Genomic DNA, 18,756 nt, shown 5'->3' with positions numbered 1-18,756 from the left:
CAGAAAAAACTTGCAGAAAAAAGGGCGGGAATGGACCCGCCCTTCTTTGGTGTTTTTGTTGGGCTTCGCTGCGCTCAACCCAACCTACATTGACCGTAGGTTGGGTTGAGCAACGCGAAGCCCAACGGACCTCAGGCCTGCTGGCCTTCAGCCAGGAACAACCAGGTTTCCAATACGGAGTCCGGGTTCAACGACACGCTTTCGATGCCCTGTTCCATCAGCCATTTAGCCAGGTCCGGGTGGTCCGAAGGACCCTGACCACAGATGCCGATGTACTTGCCGGCCTTGTTACAGGCCTGAATGGCATTGGACAGCAGCTTCTTGACTGCCGGATTACGCTCATCGAACAGATGCGCGATGATCCCGGAGTCACGGTCCAGGCCCAGGGTGAGCTGAGTCAGGTCGTTGGAGCCGATGGAGAAGCCGTCGAAGAACTCAAGGAACTCGTCCGCCAGAATGGCGTTGGACGGCAGCTCGCACATCATGATGATGCGCAGACCGTCTTTGCCACGCGACAGGCCGTTGGCCGCCAACAGGTCAATCACCTGGCTGGCTTCGCCCAGGGTGCGTACGAACGGCACCATGATTTCAACGTTGGTCAGGCCCATTTCGTTGCGCACTTTCTTCAGTGCACGGCATTCAAGTTCGAAGCAGTCACGGAACGACTCGCTGATGTAACGCGAAGCGCCACGGAAGCCCAGCATCGGGTTCTCTTCTTCCGGCTCGTACAGCTTGCCGCCGATGAGGTTGGCGTATTCGTTGGACTTGAAGTCCGACAGACGCACGATGACCTTCTTCGGCCAGAACGCCGCGGCCAGGGTGCTGATACCTTCAACCAGCTTCTCGACATAGAAGCCAACCGGATCGTCGTAACCGGCGATGCGCTTGTCGACGCTGTCTTTGATCTCAGGCGGCAGCCCGGCGTAGTTCAGCAGCGCCTTGGGGTGCACGCCGATCATACGGTTGATGATGAACTCCAGACGCGCCAGGCCGATACCGGCGTTGGGCAGCTGGGCGAAGTCGAACGCACGATCAGGATTGCCGACGTTCATCATGATCTTGAACGGCAGCTCGGGCATGGCATCAACGGAGTTGGTGCGAACATCAAAGCCCAGCTCGCCTTCGAAGATAAAACCGGTGTCGCCTTCGGCGCAGGAAACAGTCACACCCTGGCCATCGACCAGCACCTGAGTCGCGTCGCCGCAACCCACAACAGCGGGAATACCCAGTTCACGGGCGATGATCGCCGCGTGGCAGGTACGGCCGCCGCGGTTGGTGACAATGGCGCTGGCGCGCTTCATCACCGGCTCCCAGTCCGGGTCGGTCATGTCGGAAACCAACACGTCGCCTGGCTGAACCTTGTCCATCTCGGACACGTCGTTGATCACGCGCACTTTACCGGCGCCGATCTTCTGGCCAATGGCGCGACCTTCCACCAGCACTTTGCTGGTTTCTTTCAACAGGTAGCGTTCCATCACGTTGGCGCTGACGCGGCTCTTAACGGTTTCCGGACGGGCCTGCACGATGTACAGCTGGCCGTCGTCACCGTCTTTGGCCCACTCGATGTCCATCGGGCGGCCGTAGTGTTTTTCAATGATCAGCGCTTGCTTGGCGAGCTCGGTTACTTCGGCATCGCTCAGGCAGAAACGGGCGCGATCGGCGCGGTCGACGTCTACGGTTTTCACCGATTTGCCGGCCTTGGCTTCGTCGCCGTAGATCATCTTGATGGCTTTGCTGCCCAGGTTGCGACGCAGAATCGCCGGGCGGCCTTCTTCCAGGGTTTTCTTGTGAACGTAGAATTCGTCCGGGTTGACCGCGCCTTGCACCACGGTTTCGCCCAGGCCGTACGCGCCGGTGATAAACACCACATCACGGAAGCCCGATTCGGTGTCCAGGGTGAACAGCACGCCGGCGGTGCCGGTTTCCGAACGCACCATGCGCTGCACGCCAGCCGACAGAGCAACCAGTTTGTGGTCGAAACCCTGGTGCACGCGGTAGGAAATGGCGCGATCGTTGAACAGCGAGGCGAATACTTCCTTGGCCGCACGAATGACGTTTTCCACGCCGCGGATGTTCAGGAAGGTTTCTTGCTGGCCAGCGAAGGAGGCGTCTGGAAGGTCTTCGGCGGTCGCCGAGGAACGGACCGCAACGGCCATGTTCTCGTTGCCATTGGCCATGGCGGCGAAGGCGGTGCGGATTTCAGTGTTGAGGCGTTCAGGGAACTCGGCTTCCATGATCCATTGACGGATCTGCGCACCGGTCTTGGCCAGAGCATTGACGTCATCGACATCCAGCGCATCGAGTGCGGCGTGGATCTGCGCGTTGAGGCCGCTCAGTTCAAGAAAGTCACGGTAGGCTTGGGCGGTGGTTGCAAAACCACCGGGGACCGAGACGCCAGCGCCTGCGAGGTTACTGATCATTTCGCCGAGGGATGCGTTCTTGCCCCCCACGTGCTCCACATCATGGACGCCGAGCTTATCGAGGGAAACTACGTATTCAGCCAAGGTGATCTCTCCACTAACGGTGTTGGACTAGCTCAGACCCTATTTACTCTCACACGTTGCCGCTCAAGTGTGACGGTGGCCTGGCCCTGGAAAATAAGTAACAATGCCAACCGGCATGGCTTCGATCAAAAGGGGGCCTATCATAGCCAAGAATCATCCTTAGCTTAAGGCCCTCGGTGCAAATGAAACGAACCGCTTTCTTCATCTCCGACGGCACCGGCATCACGGCCGAAACGCTTGGCCAAAGCCTGCTGGCGCAGTTCGAGAACATCACGTTCCACAAGCTCACGCGCCCGTACATCGACACCGTGGAAAAAGCGCGGGCGATGGTACAGCAAATCAACAATGCGGCCGAGAAAGACGGTGTGCGGCCGATCATTTTCGACACCATCGTCAACCAGGATATCCGTGACATTCTGGCCAAGTCCGATGGCTTCATGATCGACATCTTCTCGACCTTTCTTGCACCACTCGAACAGGAGCTGACATCGCACTCCTCCTATTCAGTAGGCAAGTCCCATTCCATCAGTCACAACTCCAACTACATGGAGCGTATCGAGGCCGTTAACTTCGCCCTCGACAACGACGATGGCGCCCGCACCCACTACTACGACAAGGCCGACCTGATTCTGGTCGGTGTATCGCGGTGCGGTAAAACCCCCACCTGCCTCTATATGGCACTGCAATATGGCATTCGTGCGGCCAACTACCCGTTGACCGAAGAAGACATGGAGCGCCTGCAACTGCCCAACGCGCTCAAGCCATACAAAGACAAACTGTTCGGCCTGACCATCGACCCCGACCGTTTGACTGCCATTCGCAACGAACGCAAGCCCAACAGCCGTTACGCCAGTTTTGCCCAGTGCGAGTTCGAAGTGCGTGAAGTCGAACAACTGCTGCGTCGGGAAAACATTCCGTACATCAATTCCACGCATTTCTCGGTGGAAGAAATCTCCGCCAAGATCCTGGTGGAAAAAGGCGTTGAGCGGCGCCTGAAATAACCCCGCCCTTACCAGGTACGCCTACATGACCCTGATGGACTGCTTGTTGTTCACACCAATTGCTGTGTTTATTGCCCTGACGCCAGGACCAAACAACTTTTGTGCGCTGAACAACGGCATCCGTCATGGTGTCGGCACAGCCGTTGCCGCCACCGTGGGTCGAGCTATTTCCTACGCCATCTTCCTGACCATTTCGGCCGTCGGTTTGGGCGCCATGCTGCTGGCTTCAGAAACCGCGTTTACCGCATTGAAATGGATCGGTGCTGCTTACCTGCTCTACCTCGGTATTCGCACCTGGCGCAGCCACCAATTCAGCGGCCTCGATCTGGCTGAAAGCAGCGTAGCAGACGCTGCGCCCGCGATCACGAGTGTGACCAAACTGATGCTTCAAGAGTTCCTTGTGGGCATCAGCAACCCGAAAGCCATTTTGCTGTTTGCGGCCATTTTCCCGCAGTTCATCAAACCCGAATTGCCCACCACCGAACAGTTTGTGTACCTGGGCGGCACGTACCTCTTGGCAGAATTCTTCGCCTCGATGGTCTACGGCCTGTTCGGCCGGCAGATTCGTCGATTGATCAAGACGCCTACCGGGGCGCGGCGGTTGAACAAGACCACGGGCGCGTTTTTCATCGGCGCCGGTGGGGTTTTGCTCAGTACCACCCACCATTAAGTCGTGCTTGCAGCGCCCCCTCTCCCTAACCCTCTCCCCGAGGGGCGAGGGGACTAAAAGCAAACCGCGTTAGAGCTCCCCTCGCCCGTTCACGGGAGAGGGGCTGGGGGAGAGGGCAGCGTTCTCAGCCCCACCTTAAAAACTATCCCCAGGCACCCGCACCACGCCTTCCATCAAAATCCGCGCACTGCGGCTCATAATCGCCTTTTTAACGACCCACTCGCCGTCCACCTGCACCGCCTCAGCCCCCACCCGCAAACTGCCGGACGGATGCCCGAACCGCACCGCCGTGCGCTCACCGCCGCCCGCTGCGATGTTCACCAAGGTGCCGGGAATAGCCGCCGCCGTACCAATCGCCACCGCCGCCGTGCCCATCATGGCGTGGTGCAGCTTGCCCATCGACAAGGCGCGCACCAGCAAATCCACATCGCCGGCCTGCACGGTTTTGCCACTCGAGGCTTTGTAGTCCTTGGCCTTGGCCACAAACGCGACCTTCGGCGTGTGCTGGCGGGTCAGCGCTTCATCGGCGGTTTTGATCAGCCCCATGCGCAACGCGCCGGCCACGCGAATGGCCTCGAAACGGGCCAATGCCTTGGCATCGCTGTTGATGTCTTCACGCAGTTCGGTGCCTTGGTAGCCGATGTCTTCGGCATTGACGAATACCGTGGGAATGCCCGCCGTAATCATCGTGGCCTTGAAGGTGCCGACGCCGGGCACTTCCAGGTCATCCACCAGATTGCCGGTGGGGAACATCGAGCCGCCCTCTTCACCGTCATCCGACGGGTCGAGAAACTCCAGCACGATCTCGGCCGCCGGGAAGGTCACGCCGTCCAGCTCGAAGTCACCGGTTTCCTGCACCTGGCCATTGGTGACCGGCACATGGGCAATGATGGTTTTCTGGATATTGGCCTGCCAGATGCGCACTACACAGACACCGTTATCGGGAATCCGCGCCGGGTCGACCAACCCGGCATGCAGCGCAAACGCGCCCGCGCCGGTCGAAAGGTTGCCGCAGTTGCCGCTCCAGTCGACAAACGCTTTGTCGATGGAAACCTGGCCATATAGATAGTCGACGTCGTGGTCCGGCTGCGTGCTCTTGCTCAGAATCACGCATTTGCTGGTACTGGACGTCGCGCCGCCCATGCCGTCGATTTGTGCCGAGTACGGATCGGGGCTGCCGATTACCCGCATAAACAGGCGGTCACGGGCCGCGCCCGGTACCTGGCAGCTTTCCGGCAAGTCGTGCAGGCGGAAGAACACGCCTTTACTGGTGCCGCCACGCAGGTAGGTGGCGGGGATTTTGATTTGCGGTGCGTTAGCCATGGGTCGCGTCTCGAATTCGTTGGAGCCTCCCTTCTCTCAGGGAGAAGGTGCCCGAAGGGCGGATGAGGGGCGGCGTCTGCCCTACCCTCACCCCAACCCTCTCCCAGAGGGAGAGGGAGCTTGCGTTTACCTCACGCCACCGTCGCTTCCAGGAAGTCCTTGGCAAAGCGCTGCAGCACACCGCCGGCCTCATACACCGACACTTCCTCGGCCGTGTCCAACCGGCAGGTCATCGGCACTTCCAGGCGTTCACCGTTCTTGCGGGTGATCACCAGCGTCAGGGTGGCGCGCGGGGTACGCTCGCCGACCACGTCGTACAACTCGGTACCGTCCAGGCCCAGGGTCAGGCGGTTGGTGCCGGCTTTGAACTCCAGCGGCAACACGCCCATGCCCACCAGGTTGGTGCGGTGAATACGCTCGAAGCCTTCAGCCGCAATCGCTTCCACACCCGCCAAGCGCACACCTTTGGCCGCCCAGTCGCGGGACGAGCCCTGACCGTAGTCGGCGCCGGCCACGATAATCAGCGGCTGCTTGCGCTCCATATAGGTTTCGATGGCTTCCCACATCCGCGTCACCTTGCCTTCCGGCTCCAGGCGCGTCAGCGATCCCTTTTTCACCTGGCCATCGACCACGGCCATTTCGTTCACCAGCTGCGGGTTGGCGAAGGTGGCGCGCTGCGCGGTCAGGTGGTCGCCGCGGTGGGTGGCGTAGGAGTTGAAGTCTTCTTCCGGCAGGCCCATTTTCGCCAGGTACTCACCGGCGGCGCTGTCCAACAGAATGGCATTGGAGGGCGACAGGTGATCGGTGGTGATGTTGTCCGGCAGCACCGCCAACGGGCGCATGCCGGTCAGGGTACGTTCACCGGCCAATGCACCTTCCCAGTACGGCGGACGGCGAATATAGGTGGACTGCGGGCGCCAGTCGTACAGCGGGCTTTCCGCTTCGGCGAAGGTGCCCAGGTCGAACATCGGAATGTAGATCTGCTTGAACTGCTCCGGCTTCACCGACGTAGCTACCAAGGCGTCGATTTCTTCGTCGCTCGGCCACAGGTCTTTGAGGGTAATCGGATTGCCGGCCTGGTCATGGCCCAGCACGTCCTGCTCGATATCGAAACGCACGGTACCGGCAATGGCGTAGGCGACCACCAGCGGCGGCGAGGCCAGAAAGGCCTGCTTGGCGTAGGGGTGGATACGGCCGTCGAAGTTGCGGTTGCCCGACAACACAGCGGTGGCGTACAGATCGCGGTCGATGATTTCTTGCTGAATCACCGGGTCCAGCGCGCCGGACATCCCGTTACAGGTGGTGCACGCATACGCCACGATGCCGAAACCAAGCTGTTCCAGTTCGGTCAGCAAGCCGGCCTCTTCCAGATACAACTTCGCCACTTTCGAACCCGGAGCAAACGAGGTTTTCACCCACGGTTTGCGTACCAGGCCCAAGGCGTTGGCCTTTTTCGCCACCAAGCCAGCGGCAACCACGTTGCGCGGGTTGGAGGTGTTGGTGCAACTGGTGATGGCCGCGATGATCACCGCACCATCGGGCAGCAGGCCGTCGGCTTCTTCAACCTTGCTCGCCGCCAACATCGCTTCACCGGCAATCCCGCGCTCTTGCAGTGCCGAGGTCGGCAGGCGTTTATGCGGGTTGCTCGGGCCGGCCATGTTGCGCACGACGGTCGACAGATCAAAGCTCAGCACGCGCTCGTATTCGGCGGTGACCAACGCATCGGCCCACAGACCGGTGAGCTTGGCGTACTGCTCCACCAACGCCACTTGCTCCGGCTCGCGGCCGGTGAGCTTGAGGTAGTCGATGGTTTGCTGGTCGATGTAGAACATCGAAGCGGTGGCGCCGTATTCCGGGCACATGTTGGAGATGGTTGCGCGGTCGCCGATGGACAGGCTGTCTGCGCCTGCGCCGAAGAACTCGACGTAAGCGCCCACCACGCGCTCCTTGCGCAGAAACTCGGTGATTGCCAACACGATATCGGTCGCGGTAATGCCGGGCTGACGCTTACCGGTCAGCTCCACGCCGACGATATCCGGCAGACGCATCATCGAAGCGCGGCCGAGCATCACGGTTTCCGCTTCCAGGCCGCCAACGCCGATGGCGATGACGCCCAGGGCATCCACGTGCGGGGTGTGGCTGTCAGTGCCGACGCAGGTGTCCGGGTAGGCCACGCCGTCACGCGCCATGATCACCGGGCTCATTTTCTCCAGGTTGATCTGATGCATGATGCCGTTGCCGGCCGGGATCACGTCGACGTTCTTGAACGCGGTCTTGGTCCACTCAATAAAGTGGAAGCGGTCTTCGTTACGACGGTCTTCGATGGCGCGGTTCTTCTCGAACGCGTCCGGGTCGAAGCCGGCGAATTCCACGGCCAGCGAGTGGTCGACGATCAATTGCGTCGGCACTACCGGGTTGACCTTGGCCGGGTCGCCGCCCATATCGGCAATGGCATCACGCAGGCCGGCGAGGTCCACCAGTGCGGTCTGGCCGAGAATGTCGTGGCACACCACGCGCGCCGGGTACCAAGGGAAGTCCAGGTCGCGCTTGCGCTCGATCAGCTGCTTGAGCGAATCGGTAAGCACCGCTGGGTCGCAGCGGCGCACCAGTTGCTCGGCCAGCACACGGGAGGTGTACGGCAGCTTGGCGTAGGCGCCGGGCTCGATGGCATCGACCGCTTCGCGGGTGTCGAAGTAGTCGAGCACGCTGCCTGGCAGGTTTTTACGGTATTGGCTGTTCATCTGGATGCTCATGTTATGGGCGATCCTTGAGCGGCACGAACTTCAGGTCTTCAGGGCCTGTGTAGTTGGCGCTCGGACGAATGATTTTGCCGTCGATACGTTGTTCGATCACGTGGGACGACCAGCCAGAGGTACGGGCAATCACGAACAGCGGAGTGAACATGGCAGTCGGCACACCCATCATGTGGTAGCTGACGGCGCTGAACCAATCGAGGTTCGGGAACATTTTCTTGATGTCCCACATGATGGTTTCCAGGCGCTCGGCAATGTCGTACATCTTGGTGTTGCTCTGCTCGGCAGACAGCTCACGAGCGACGTCCTTGATCACCTTGTTGCGCGGGTCGGCCACGGTGTACACCGGGTGGCCGAAACCAATCACCACTTCTTTCTTCTCGACGCGGGCGCGGATGTCAGCCTCGGCTTCGTCCGGGTTGTCGTAGCGCTTCTGGATCTCGAAGGCCACTTCGTTGGCGCCGCCGTGTTTCGGGCCGCGCAGCGCACCAATGGCGCCGGCGATGCACGAGTGCATATCGGAACCGGTACCGGCGATAACGCGCGAGGTAAAGGTAGAGGCGTTGAACTCGTGCTCGGCGTACAGATTGAGCGAGGTGTGCATGGCACGCACCCACGACTCACGGGGTTTTTCGCCGTGCAGCAGGTGCAGGAAATGGCCGCCGATGGAGTCATCGTCGGTTTCCACGTCGATGCGTTTGCCGTTGTGGCTGAAGTGGTACCAGTACAGCAAGGCCGAGCCCAGGGAGGCCATCAGCTTGTCGGCAATATCGCGGGCGCCGGGGTGGTTGTGGTCGTCTTTTTCCGGCGACACGCAGCCCAATACCGACACAGCGGTACGCATCACATCCATCGGGTGAGCCGACGGCGGCAGTTGTTCCAGCGAGGTTTTCAGTGCGGCAGGAATCCCGCGCAGGGCTTTGAGCTTGGCCTTGTACGCGGCGAGCTCCGACACGTTCGGCAGCTTGCCGTGCACCAGCAGGTGGGCGATTTCTTCGAAGTCGCAGCGGTTGGCGAAGTCGAGTACGTCGTAGCCACGGTAGTGCAGGTCGTTACCGGTACGGCCGACGGTGCACAGGGCGGTGTTGCCAGCAGCGGTGCCGCTCAGGGCTACCGATTTTTTGGGTTTGAAGCCCGGCGTGGTCGTCTCTGGGGTTGCGCTCATCGCGGGTATCTCCTCATCTGATCCGGTTGGATTTCTTGTTCTGTTGCTACACGCCGCACCTTCAGTCGTGCGGCGTGAGGTCGATCACTTCTTGGCAGCAAACAACGCGTCGAGCTTCTGCTCGAAAGCGTGATAGTTGATGCGGTCATACAGTTCAGCACGGGTTTGCATCAGTTCGATGACGTCCTTCTGATGGCCGTTCTGACGAATCGAGGTGTAGACACTTTCCGCCGCCTTGTTGGACGCGCGGAAGGCCGAGAGCGGATAGAGCTGAATGGCGACACCGACCGAAGCCAGCTCGTCGCGGGTAAACAGCGGCGTAGCGCCGAACTCGGTGATGTTGGCCAGTACCGGTACGCCCAGGGCGTCGACAAAACGCTTGTAGGTCGGCAGGTCGTAGGCGGCTTCGGCGAAGATGCCGTCGGCGCCGGCCTCGACGTAACGCAGGCAACGTTCAATTGCAGCGTCTACGCCTTCGGCCTGGATGGCATCGGTGCGGGCGATGAGGAAGAAGTCGGCGTCCGTCTTGGCGTCTGCTGCGGCTTTTACGCGGTCGGCCATTTCTTCGGTGGAGACGATTTCTTTGCCCGGACGGTGGCCACAACGCTTGGCGCCTACCTGGTCTTCAATATGCGCGGCAGCAGCGCCGGCCTTGATCAGGTTTTTGATGGTGCGCTCAATGTTGAACGCGCTCGGACCAAAACCGGTGTCGATGTCGACCAGCAGCGGCAGGTCGCAGACGTCGGTGATGCGGCGCACATCGGTGAGCACGTCGTCCAGGGTGTTGATGCCCAGGTCCGGCAAGCCCAGGGAGCCGGCAGCCACCCCGCCACCCGAGAGATAAATAGCTTTGTAGCCAGCACGCTTGGCCAGCAGCGCGTGGTTGGCGTTGATAGCGCCGATAACCTGCAACGGCGACTCGGCAGCGATGGCAGCGCGGAAACGTTGGCCTGGGGTGTTCGAACTCATGCTTCACCTCTCGTTGGGGATTTGGAAACCGCCTGCCCGGCTTGGCCGGTGTAATGGCGTTCAATGTTGCGTTTAGAGGCAGCGATATGGCGGCGCATCAAAAGCTCAGCCAGTTCGCCATCCCGTTCGGAAATCGCGTCAAGAATGCGGTGGTGTTCGGCAAAGGCATGCCGTGGGCGGTTCGGCGTAGCGGAGAACTGCAGGCGATACATGCGCACCAGTTGGTACAGCTCGCCGCAGAGCATCTGCGCCAGGGTTTTGTTGCCGCTGCCTTGAATGATGCGGTAGTGGAAGTCGAAGTCGCCTTCCTGCTGGTAGTAGCCGACGCCGGCCTGGAATGCCGCATCGCGCTCGTGCAGTTCGAGCACGTTGCGCAGCTCGTCGATCTCGGTCTGGCTCATGCGCTCGGCAGCCAGGCGACAGGCCATGCCTTCCAGCGATTCGCGAATTTCGTAGAGTTCGATCAGCTCGGCATGGCTGAGCGACACCACCCTCGCCCCCACATGGGGAACCCGCACCAGCAGCTTCTGCCCTTCCAGACGGTGGATCGCCTCACGCAGCGGGCCGCGGCTGATGCCGTAGGTGCGCGCCAGCTCCGGCTCGGAGATCTTGCTGCCCGGAGCGATATCGCCCTGCACGATAGCCGCCTGGATACGGCGGAACACGTGCTCGGAGAGCGTCTCTGAGTCGAGAGGAGAATCAACCGGGGATTCGAGGGCGTCTTGCATAGTGTCGACACATCGCTAAATATTTCGACGGAAACTACCCCTCAAAGACCTTTTCGTCAAACAATCTGTAGACATTGTCGACAGTATTTTTAGATCGTCTTTTGCAGGAATCGAGGCCGAAGCCTCTCCTACAACAGAACAGCCCCTTGTGGGAGAGGCCGGTCCGGCGCTCCGGTTAGCCTCGATGCTGTTGATCTTTCCCGAGCATAGAAAGCAACGTAACCGCCTGTCGCCGCAGAAAATCTGCATGATAGAATGCGCCGCGCCTGGGCCCGCGGAGCACACCGCGCGGGCTGCTAGACTCACTCGCCAGGCGTTAGGTGAAACTAAGCCCTTGCTGTTAACACTAAGTGACTTGATACGGGGACTCTACCTACGAGACCCGCTGCAATTACCACGATCCGTTTTAGGACTTATGACACTCAAGCCCTTAGCCCTGCTGTTATCTCTTTTTCTGTTGCCGGCCCTTGGCCAGGCGGCGGACAAGGGCGTGTACGGTCTTAATGAATACGCCCAACTCACCGACATCGACCTGCAGGTAGCCGCCAAGCTCGACACCGGCGCCAAGACAGCGTCGTTGAGTGCGCGCGATATCAAACGTTTCAAACGCGATGGCGAAACCTGGGTGCGCTTCTACCTGGCCATCGACGATGCCCACGCCCACCCGATCGAGCGCCCGCTGGCGCGCATCAGCAAAATCAAACGGCGTGCCGGTGATTACGACCCGGACGAAGAGAAAACCTACACCGCCCGCCCGGTCATCGAGCTTCAGGTGTGCATGGGCAAAGCCCTGCGCACCATCGAAGTGAACCTCACCGATCGCAGCGCCTTCCAATACCCACTTTTGATTGGTTCCGAAGCGCTGAAACGCTTCGACGCCCTGGTTGACCCCAGCCTCAAATACGCCGCCGGCAAACCCGGTTGCGCCGTGGCCGATGAAAACAGCGAGAAACAACCTGTCAGCTAAGCGGCCTACCCGGCCGGCACATTGTCGACAGATAGCTTCAAGAACGTGAGCTCCACCGCAATGCCATTACCTGCACCGCACCCTGCCTGGGGACCTGTGGTACAGCGACACTGACAAGACTGATTAATGGACAGGTTCCCGACATGCGCTCTCTTACCCTGCATCTGAAAGTCCTGATCGCCATTCTGGTGACCTTGGGCATTCTGATTACGGCTTACCAGATTTTCGTCGTAGGCATCCCGATCACCGAGGATGAAACCGATGATCTGTGGAACATCGACGCCAAGGTCGAGTTCGTGGCCACGCCGAAAAATCCGGTAAAAGTGCAGATGTTCGTGCCGCCGCTGAGCCAGGACTATGTAAGCCTCAACGAGAGCTTTATCTCCAATAACTACGGCGTGAGCATCAACCGCGTCGACGGCAACCGTAAGGTCACCTGGTCGGCCCGCCGGGTCAGCGGCAATCAAACCCTCTACTACCGCCTGGTGCTCACCAAGCGTTACAGCGGCGAAAAACCCAAGGCCAAAGGCCCGATCTTCCGCGACAGCATTGCGGTTGAAGGCGCCGAGAAAATCGCCGCCGAAGCCCTGATGGCGCCGATTCGCCAACACTCGGCGGATATCGAAACCTTCATCAGTGAAACCATCAAACGGGTCAACAACCTCAACGACGACAACGTCAAACTGCTGTTGGCCGGCGACCCGTCGACCCAGAACAAAGCCAAAACCATCGAGCTGTTGCTGTCCATCGCCCACGTGCCGATGGAGCGCGTGCACACCATTCGCCTGGTTGCTGATCAGCCGCAAACCCCGGAGCTGTGGCTGCGCAGTTTCAACGGCACCGACTGGCTGTACTTCAGCCCGGAAACCGGCGAATCCGGCCTGCCGGCCGATCGCCTGGTGTGGTGGACCGGTGATGAAAACCTGGTGAGCATCGAGGGCGGCAAGAAACTGCAGGTGCGCTTCAGCCTGAACAACAGCCAGATGAACGCGATTCGCCTGGCCAAGCTGACCGACGAAAACACCGACGCCGACTTCCTCGAATACTCGCTGTACGGCCTGCCGCTGCAAACCCAGCAGACCTTTATGATCATGGTGATGATCCCGATCGGCGTGCTGGTCATTCTGATTCTGCGCAACCTGATCGGCCTGCAAACCCTGGGTACCTTCACTCCGGTGCTGATCGCCCTGGCCTTCCGCGAAATGCAGCTGGGCTATGGCATTGCGCTATTCACCATCATTACCGCACTGGGCCTGTCGCTCAGGTCGTACCTCGAACACTTGAAGCTGCAGATGCTGCCGAGGTTGTCGGTGGTACTCACCTTCGTGGTGGTGTTGATCGCCACCATCAGCCTGCTCAGCCATAAGCTGGGCCTGGAACGCGGCCTTTCAGTAGCGCTGTTCCCGATGGTGATTCTGACCATGACCATCGAACGCCTGTCGATCACCTGGGAAGAACGCGGCGGCGGCCATGCCATGAAAGTGGCCATCGGCACCCTGTTCGCCGCTTCCCTGGCGCACCTGCTGATGACCGTGCCAGAGCTCAACTACTTCATTTTCACCTTCCCGGCTGTGCTGCTGATTCTGGTGGGCTTTATGTTGGCCATGGGTCGTTATCGCGGCTATCGCCTGACCGAGCTGTTCCGCTTCAAAGCCTTTCTGAAGGACTGAGCCATGTTCGGCATGATCAAAACGTGGAAGGCCCTGGAAGCCAAAGGCATCATGGGCATCAACCGGCGCAACGCGGACTACGTGCTCAAGTACAACAAACGGCACCTGTACCCGATTGTGGATGACAAGATCATCACCAAGGAGCGGGCGATTCTGGCCGGCATCCATGTGCCGGAGATGTACGGCATCATCGAAACCGAAAAGCAGATCGACAAACTGCCGCAAATCATCGGCGACCGTCCGGACTTCGTGATCAAGCCGGCGCAAGGCGCTGGTGGCGACGGCATTCTGGTGATCGCCGACCGCTTCGAAGACCGCTACCGCACGGTGTCCGGCAAGATCGTCAGCCATGAAGAACTGGAGCATCAGATCTCCAGCATCCTCACCGGCCTGTATTCACTGGGCGGCCACCGCGACCGCGCGCTGATTGAATACCGGGTAACTCCGGACCAGATCTTCAAAAGCATCAGCTACGAAGGCGTGCCGGATATCCGCATCATTGTGTTGATGGGTTACCCGGTGATGGCCATGCTGCGGTTGCCGACGCGCCAATCCGGCGGCAAGGCCAACCTGCACCAGGGCGCCATTGGCGTGGGTGTGGACATGGCCACCGGCGTAACGCTGCGCGGCACCTGGCTGAACAACAAGATCAGCAAACACCCCGACACCACCAACGCGGTAGACGGCGTGCAACTGCCCAACTGGGACGGCTTTATGAAGCTGGCGGCCGGTTGCTACGAGTTGTGCGGTCTGGGTTACATCGGCGTGGACATGGTGCTGGATCAGGAGAAGGGGCCACTGATTCTGGAGCTCAATGCCCGGCCGGGGTTGAACATTCAGATCGCCAACGATTGCGGGCTGACGCACCGCGCGCATGCGGTGGAAGCGCGGATTGAGGAGTTGGCGGCGCAGGGTGTGGTGGAGACTGCGGAAGAGCGAGTGAAGTTTGCGCAGAGTCTCTTCGGCAATGTGCTCAAGGCTGAGATCTGATTCAGCCGTTATGCAAAAGCCCGGCGCGCGTCGGGCTTTTTTGTGGCTGGGAAATGACAGTGATAGAGGCAAAAACCTCCGTCGTCCCAGCGCAGGCTGGGACCCAGAATGAGCCGGAAGAACGCCTATCCATCCAACATTCTGGATTCCAGCCTGCGCTGGAATGACGGTGACAGAGGCAAAAACCTCCGTAGTTCCCGCGAAGGCGGTGATTTATTTCACAATCGCCAACTCAAACCCACCCTCATCCGTATGCGCATGCGCCTGCATCCCCGCCTCGTCCACCGCCAAATCCTCTAACGGCCGCTTGAACGGTTTGTTATCCAGCGTCTGCAAATGCTTGTCCTCGTCGGTGGTCAGCAGCAGCACATAGCGCTCCCCTTCCGCCGCCTTCACCGGCACGGTGCCTTCGATAAACGCATAGCGATACCAGGTTTCGCCGTGCAACTGGTACACCGCATCGCTCACCAACCGCGTCGGGCGTTTGGCTTCGTCGAGGAATAGCAAGGATGGATACACCACCTTCTTGTTGGCAAAACTGCGCACCCGCAACCCGTAGGTGCGCCCCGCCGCCGGCAGTTTCATCGCCGCGTAGTAGCTCTTGCCCATGGGGAAGTTGAAGCTCGGCGAGTAGCGGTTGAGTTCTTCGTAGCGCGGCTCTTCGCCGGACAGTTCGGTGAAGTCGCTATCGGCCAGTTGCCCGCAGCATTGCTGCACCAGGTTCTGATACAAGCCTTCGCTGTCGCGCGCGGCGCTGCCGGTCAGCAGCGCCTGCATGGCGGCCGACGGTTGCCCATCCAGCGCCGGCAGCACCGCGCCCTTGTTGCCGAACTCGATCTGCCGGCCTTCGGTGTAGCGCACCGAGCTGGGCGCCTCGCCTTTTACCGCACTGTCCTGCCCCGGCACTGGCGAGTTGCGCATACGGCCTTGTTCATCGGTCCAGGTGTAATACGCCACGCCGTTTTCCGGACGGGCATAGTTGCGGCCTTCGAGTACATCCGAGTCGATGTAGTCGCTGGAGTGTTCGCCGTTGGCCAGCAGGTTATCGGCCTTGGCACCGGCCATCTGCGCGCCGGCGTAGAAGCTGTTCTGCAGGTTGCCGCTGGCATCCACCCAGGTGAAATAGCGGCGTTTGCTTTCGCCGTTGTTTTTCTCGCTGGGCCAGGTCGGCGTCGCGTTCTGGTTCATCCGCTCCTGGTCGCTTTGCACAATGCGCTTGGCGGCGTCGCGCTGTTGCTGGCTGTAGTGGCTGTCCACAAACGTGTTGTGCACCCGCCCCTGGTCATCGACCCAGGTCAGGTATTTGCCGGGGGCCGCCTCGGCACCCGCTCCGAGCACCAGCAATGTCAGCAGAAATAAGCGCTGCATATCCATGCCTCAGAAGGTGGTGGTATAGGTCAGGGCCATGATGTAGGCCTTTACCGTGGTTTTGATATCGAGGTCGGCGTACGGGTTGTACACCAGGTTATCGATGCCCGTGCAGTTCACGTTGCAACTGGTGCCAGCCGGAATGCTTTGCTTGGACACGAAGTAGTTGAAGCCGAAATCCACCGTGGTGTCTTTGTCCCAGCGGTAGCCGAAGCCCAGGCCGTAGAGGTTGGCATCGCCGATTGGCACCAGCACGTCGGCCTTGTCTTTGGGGATGGCCGAGGGACGGTATTCGTAACCGGCGCGCAGGGCCAGGCGGTCGGTCACGTCGTATTGCGCGCCGACGGCAAAGCTCCAGGTGTCCTGGTAGCCACGGTCGAGAATGATCGAGTGGTCGGTGGCATTGCCGCCGCCGAAAATCTTGGCGATGCGCAACAAATCCAGCTCGCGGTCGAACTCGATTTCAAACTTGTTCCAGTCGCTGTAATCGCTCCACTTGGCGTCGAAGTTGAACTGCCATTTGTCGAACGGCCGCAGCTTGATGCCGGTGTTGAAGTTGTCTGGCAGCACGATGTTCAACGACGCGTTGCCGCTCTCCTCACTGACGTTGCCGTACGGGAACAGCGGGCTGAGTACCTGGCCGAATACCGAGCTTTGCAGACCGGACCAAAAGCCTTGCCACTCCTTGGTGTAGTCCATGCGGTACTTACCCTGCAGGTGCATACGCGCCTCGCTCTGGTAAGTGGCGCCCCAGGCGAACCAATCGGTGGGCTCCCACAAAATGCCCAAGTTGTAGGTGGGCGACAGGCTTTGTTGCAGGTCCAGGTCCATATTGGCCAGGGTGTCGTAGGGGCCGATCTTGGCGCCGCACACGTTGATCAGCGGGCTGAGAATATCGCCGATGCCGTCCTGGCAAACCGCCTCGTTCAACATCCGCACCACGCCGGTCAGCATGCCGGGGTTACGGAAGTCCTGATTGAGCGCCATGGCCTGATGGGAAAAGCCGACCGACAAACCCAGCGCCAACGTGTCGTTGGCCTGGTAGCCGACCGAGGGCGAAAAGTAGGTGATGCGTTGCAGCGCCACTTCACGGCCTTGATAGCGGCCGGCGTCGTCGTCGGAGTCGCGCGAATAACCCAGCGCCATCGGCGCGTAGATATTGGTGGCAAAGGTGAATTTGGAACCCGGCGGGTTGATCGACACACCGGCCAGCGGCGCCATCAATACCGGCAGCTCGGTCATGCCGCCCATGCCGGGCAGGTACACCACCGGTGTCAGGGTGCGGCTGCTGCTGTCTTTGACCGGGTCATCGTCGTAGCCCATGGCGTTATCGCCATAGTTGGGGCCGGACTTGAACTTGGCGCGAATATCCATCACCCCGCTCAGCAGCTTGATGGTCGTTTGCCGGCCTTTGAGTTTGGTGAGCGCCGCCGGGTTGTAGTGCACGGCGTCGATACCAGTGGAATCGGCGGTCACGGCATTGCCCATCGCCATGGCTTTGGGGTTGCCGATGGTCAAATCGTTGGCGAGTTGGGCCTGCGCGGTTCCGGCATAAACCCCGGCAGCAAGCCAGCAGATCCCTGAAATCGCCCATACCTGCGGCGATAGTCGTGTCGTCATGACGGTCTTCGCTCTTAGGTTATTGGGCCTTCAGGCCTTGAATATCCAATGGCATCGACACCCCCAACAAAACGTCGGGAGAGTCTTCCGTCATGCCGAACCCGGCATTGATGTTGACGATGTAATTGGGCGAGGTGCGCAGCCCCAGGGAGAAGTTCATCAGCGCACTGGTCTGCTCGTTGCCCTCCAGCGTGGTGTCCGAGAAGGTGTAGGTCGGTTTGAAGGTTTGCGACATCTGGTACGAGGTGGACAGCGACACGTCATACGACAGCGCATACGCAAAGCCCATGCTCATCGACATGCTCGAGCCCGGGTCGACTTTTTCCAGGTGGCGGCCGCCGCGTTCCTGGTCGACGTTGGCCGGCACGTTGTAGGTGTACCCCACCGAACCGAACAGCACGACCGGGTCGATCACATACGACACGTTCACCCCGCCGCCGATGCTGTAAAAGCCGTTGCCGGTGGACAGGTCGTGTTCCGGATTGATTTCGTAAGGGCTGGTGCCGGTCGGCAAACCGAGGGTGCCGTACAAGGTGGTGACTGGCTTGCCGCGGTGCGAGGCCCACGGCTGCCAACGCAGGCTGGCCGACAGATCGCCCAGGCTGTACACGTTGAGGTCACGCTCGGTGTCGTACTTGGCCACCAGCGGAATGCGCATGCTGAAGGTCAGGTTGTCCCACACGCCGTAGTCGAAGGTGAACGAGTTGGTGAAGGTGTGTTGCGCTTCGCTCTCGCCAATCACGCTGTAGACGTTGTTGCCGGTGCGGTACGTGGTGATCTGGGTGTCGCGCAGCAGCGAATAGTCGAAGCCGTAGGTCAGTGTGCGTTCGCCTTGCTTGAGCAAGGTGTAGCTTTTTTCGGCGGCCTGGAACACTTCGGCCAACGCCTTGGAGCTGTCGGCATCGTCGTCTTTTTTGCTCAAGGCTTCGCGGGCATCGTCTACCGAGGGCTCCTCGCTCCAGGCAGGCACGCTCACCGCGAGCGTCAGCATGGCCACGCAGGCCAATCCCTTAATCCCCATGACGCCA

At 60.2% G+C, this 18,756-nt stretch carries 14 protein-coding genes; 5 read left to right on the top strand and 9 right to left on the bottom strand.

Translation table 11 applies throughout. The features are described from left to right. Nucleotides 1-131: 131 nt before the first annotated feature. Nucleotides 132-2,504 (bottom strand): phosphoenolpyruvate synthase, encoded by a 2,373-nt coding sequence (gene ppsA, locus AC0V2S_RS21835; RefSeq protein WP_475511553.1) that lies wholly within the window; start codon nt 2,502-2,504, stop codon nt 132-134. 182 nt (nt 2,505-2,686) lie between these two features. Between ppsA and ppsR the strand changes: the two genes are divergently transcribed. Both ppsR and AC0V2S_RS21825 read left to right on the top strand, forming a co-directional pair. Then, nucleotides 2,687-3,505, top strand: coding sequence for a posphoenolpyruvate synthetase regulatory kinase/phosphorylase PpsR (gene ppsR / locus AC0V2S_RS21830; RefSeq protein ID WP_475511552.1), 819 nt, complete (start codon nt 2,687-2,689; stop codon nt 3,503-3,505). Nucleotides 3,506-3,530: 25 nt separating this feature from the next. After that, entirely contained in the window at nt 3,531-4,175 is a 645-nt protein-coding gene (locus tag AC0V2S_RS21825) for a LysE family translocator (protein ID WP_475511551.1), read from the top strand. A 135-nt stretch (nt 4,176-4,310) separates the two neighbouring features. Here AC0V2S_RS21825 and prpF read toward each other — a convergent pair whose 3' ends face one another. From prpF to AC0V2S_RS21800, 5 genes are all read right to left on the bottom strand, one after another. After that, nucleotides 4,311-5,498: a 2-methylaconitate cis-trans isomerase PrpF gene (prpF, locus tag AC0V2S_RS21820; RefSeq protein WP_475511550.1), complete on the bottom strand. Its 1,188-nt coding sequence runs from the start codon at nt 5,496-5,498 to the stop codon at nt 4,311-4,313. 131 nt (nt 5,499-5,629) lie between these two features. After that, the gene (gene acnD / locus AC0V2S_RS21815) at nt 5,630-8,239 is read right to left on the bottom strand and encodes a Fe/S-dependent 2-methylisocitrate dehydratase AcnD (RefSeq protein WP_475511573.1); all 2,610 of its coding nucleotides are present in this window, start codon (nt 8,237-8,239) and stop codon (nt 5,630-5,632) included. Nucleotides 8,240-8,252: 13 nt separating this feature from the next. Further along, nucleotides 8,253-9,416: a bifunctional 2-methylcitrate synthase/citrate synthase gene (gene prpC / locus AC0V2S_RS21810; RefSeq protein ID WP_475511549.1), complete on the bottom strand. Its 1,164-nt coding sequence runs from the start codon at nt 9,414-9,416 to the stop codon at nt 8,253-8,255. Between the two features lie 84 nt (nt 9,417-9,500). After that, complete coding sequence (gene prpB / locus AC0V2S_RS21805; RefSeq protein WP_108096703.1) at nt 9,501-10,385, bottom strand: methylisocitrate lyase; 885 nt, start codon at nt 10,383-10,385, stop codon at nt 9,501-9,503. Further along, complete coding sequence (locus AC0V2S_RS21800) at nt 10,382-11,113, bottom strand: GntR family transcriptional regulator (protein WP_475511548.1); 732 nt, start codon at nt 11,111-11,113, stop codon at nt 10,382-10,384. Before AC0V2S_RS21800 ends, prpB begins: the two co-directional genes overlap by 4 nt. Nucleotides 11,114-11,528: 415 nt before the next feature. Between AC0V2S_RS21800 and rloA the strand changes: the two genes are divergently transcribed. The 3 genes from rloA (at nt 11,529) to AC0V2S_RS21785 (ending at nt 14,740) form a co-directional block, all read left to right on the top strand. Further along, nucleotides 11,529-12,080: a retropepsin-like aspartic peptidase RloA gene (gene rloA / locus AC0V2S_RS21795; RefSeq protein WP_475511547.1), complete on the top strand. Its 552-nt coding sequence runs from the start codon at nt 11,529-11,531 to the stop codon at nt 12,078-12,080. Between the two features lie 143 nt (nt 12,081-12,223). Beyond that, entirely contained in the window at nt 12,224-13,750 is a 1,527-nt protein-coding gene (gene rloB, locus AC0V2S_RS21790; protein WP_475511546.1) for an osmotic stress tolerance membrane protein RloB, read from the top strand. Between the two features lie 3 nt (nt 13,751-13,753). Beyond that, nucleotides 13,754-14,740 (top strand): alpha-L-glutamate ligase-like protein, encoded by a 987-nt coding sequence (locus AC0V2S_RS21785; RefSeq protein WP_475511545.1) that lies wholly within the window; start codon nt 13,754-13,756, stop codon nt 14,738-14,740. A 213-nt stretch (nt 14,741-14,953) separates the two neighbouring features. Here AC0V2S_RS21785 and AC0V2S_RS21780 read toward each other — a convergent pair whose 3' ends face one another. Genes AC0V2S_RS21780 through AC0V2S_RS21770 form a run of 3 tightly spaced genes read right to left on the bottom strand, consistent with a single transcriptional unit; the run spans nt 14,954 to nt 18,749 of the window. Beyond that, nucleotides 14,954-16,108, bottom strand: coding sequence for a MalM family protein (locus AC0V2S_RS21780; protein ID WP_475511544.1), 1,155 nt, complete (start codon nt 16,106-16,108; stop codon nt 14,954-14,956). A 9-nt stretch (nt 16,109-16,117) separates the two neighbouring features. Beyond that, nucleotides 16,118-17,728, bottom strand: a complete 1,611-nt coding sequence (locus AC0V2S_RS21775; RefSeq protein ID WP_475511543.1) for an outer membrane protein transport protein — start codon at nt 17,726-17,728, stop codon at nt 16,118-16,120. 19 nt (nt 17,729-17,747) lie between these two features. After that, entirely contained in the window at nt 17,748-18,749 is a 1,002-nt protein-coding gene (locus AC0V2S_RS21770) for a transporter (protein ID WP_475511542.1), read from the bottom strand. Nucleotides 18,750-18,756: the final 7 nt, after the last annotated feature.

It is taken from the genome of Pseudomonas sp. CC11G (assembly GCF_056174845.1).
The sequence above is the reverse complement of the archived record's forward strand: the minus strand, read 5'-3'. Positions and strand labels throughout refer to the sequence as shown.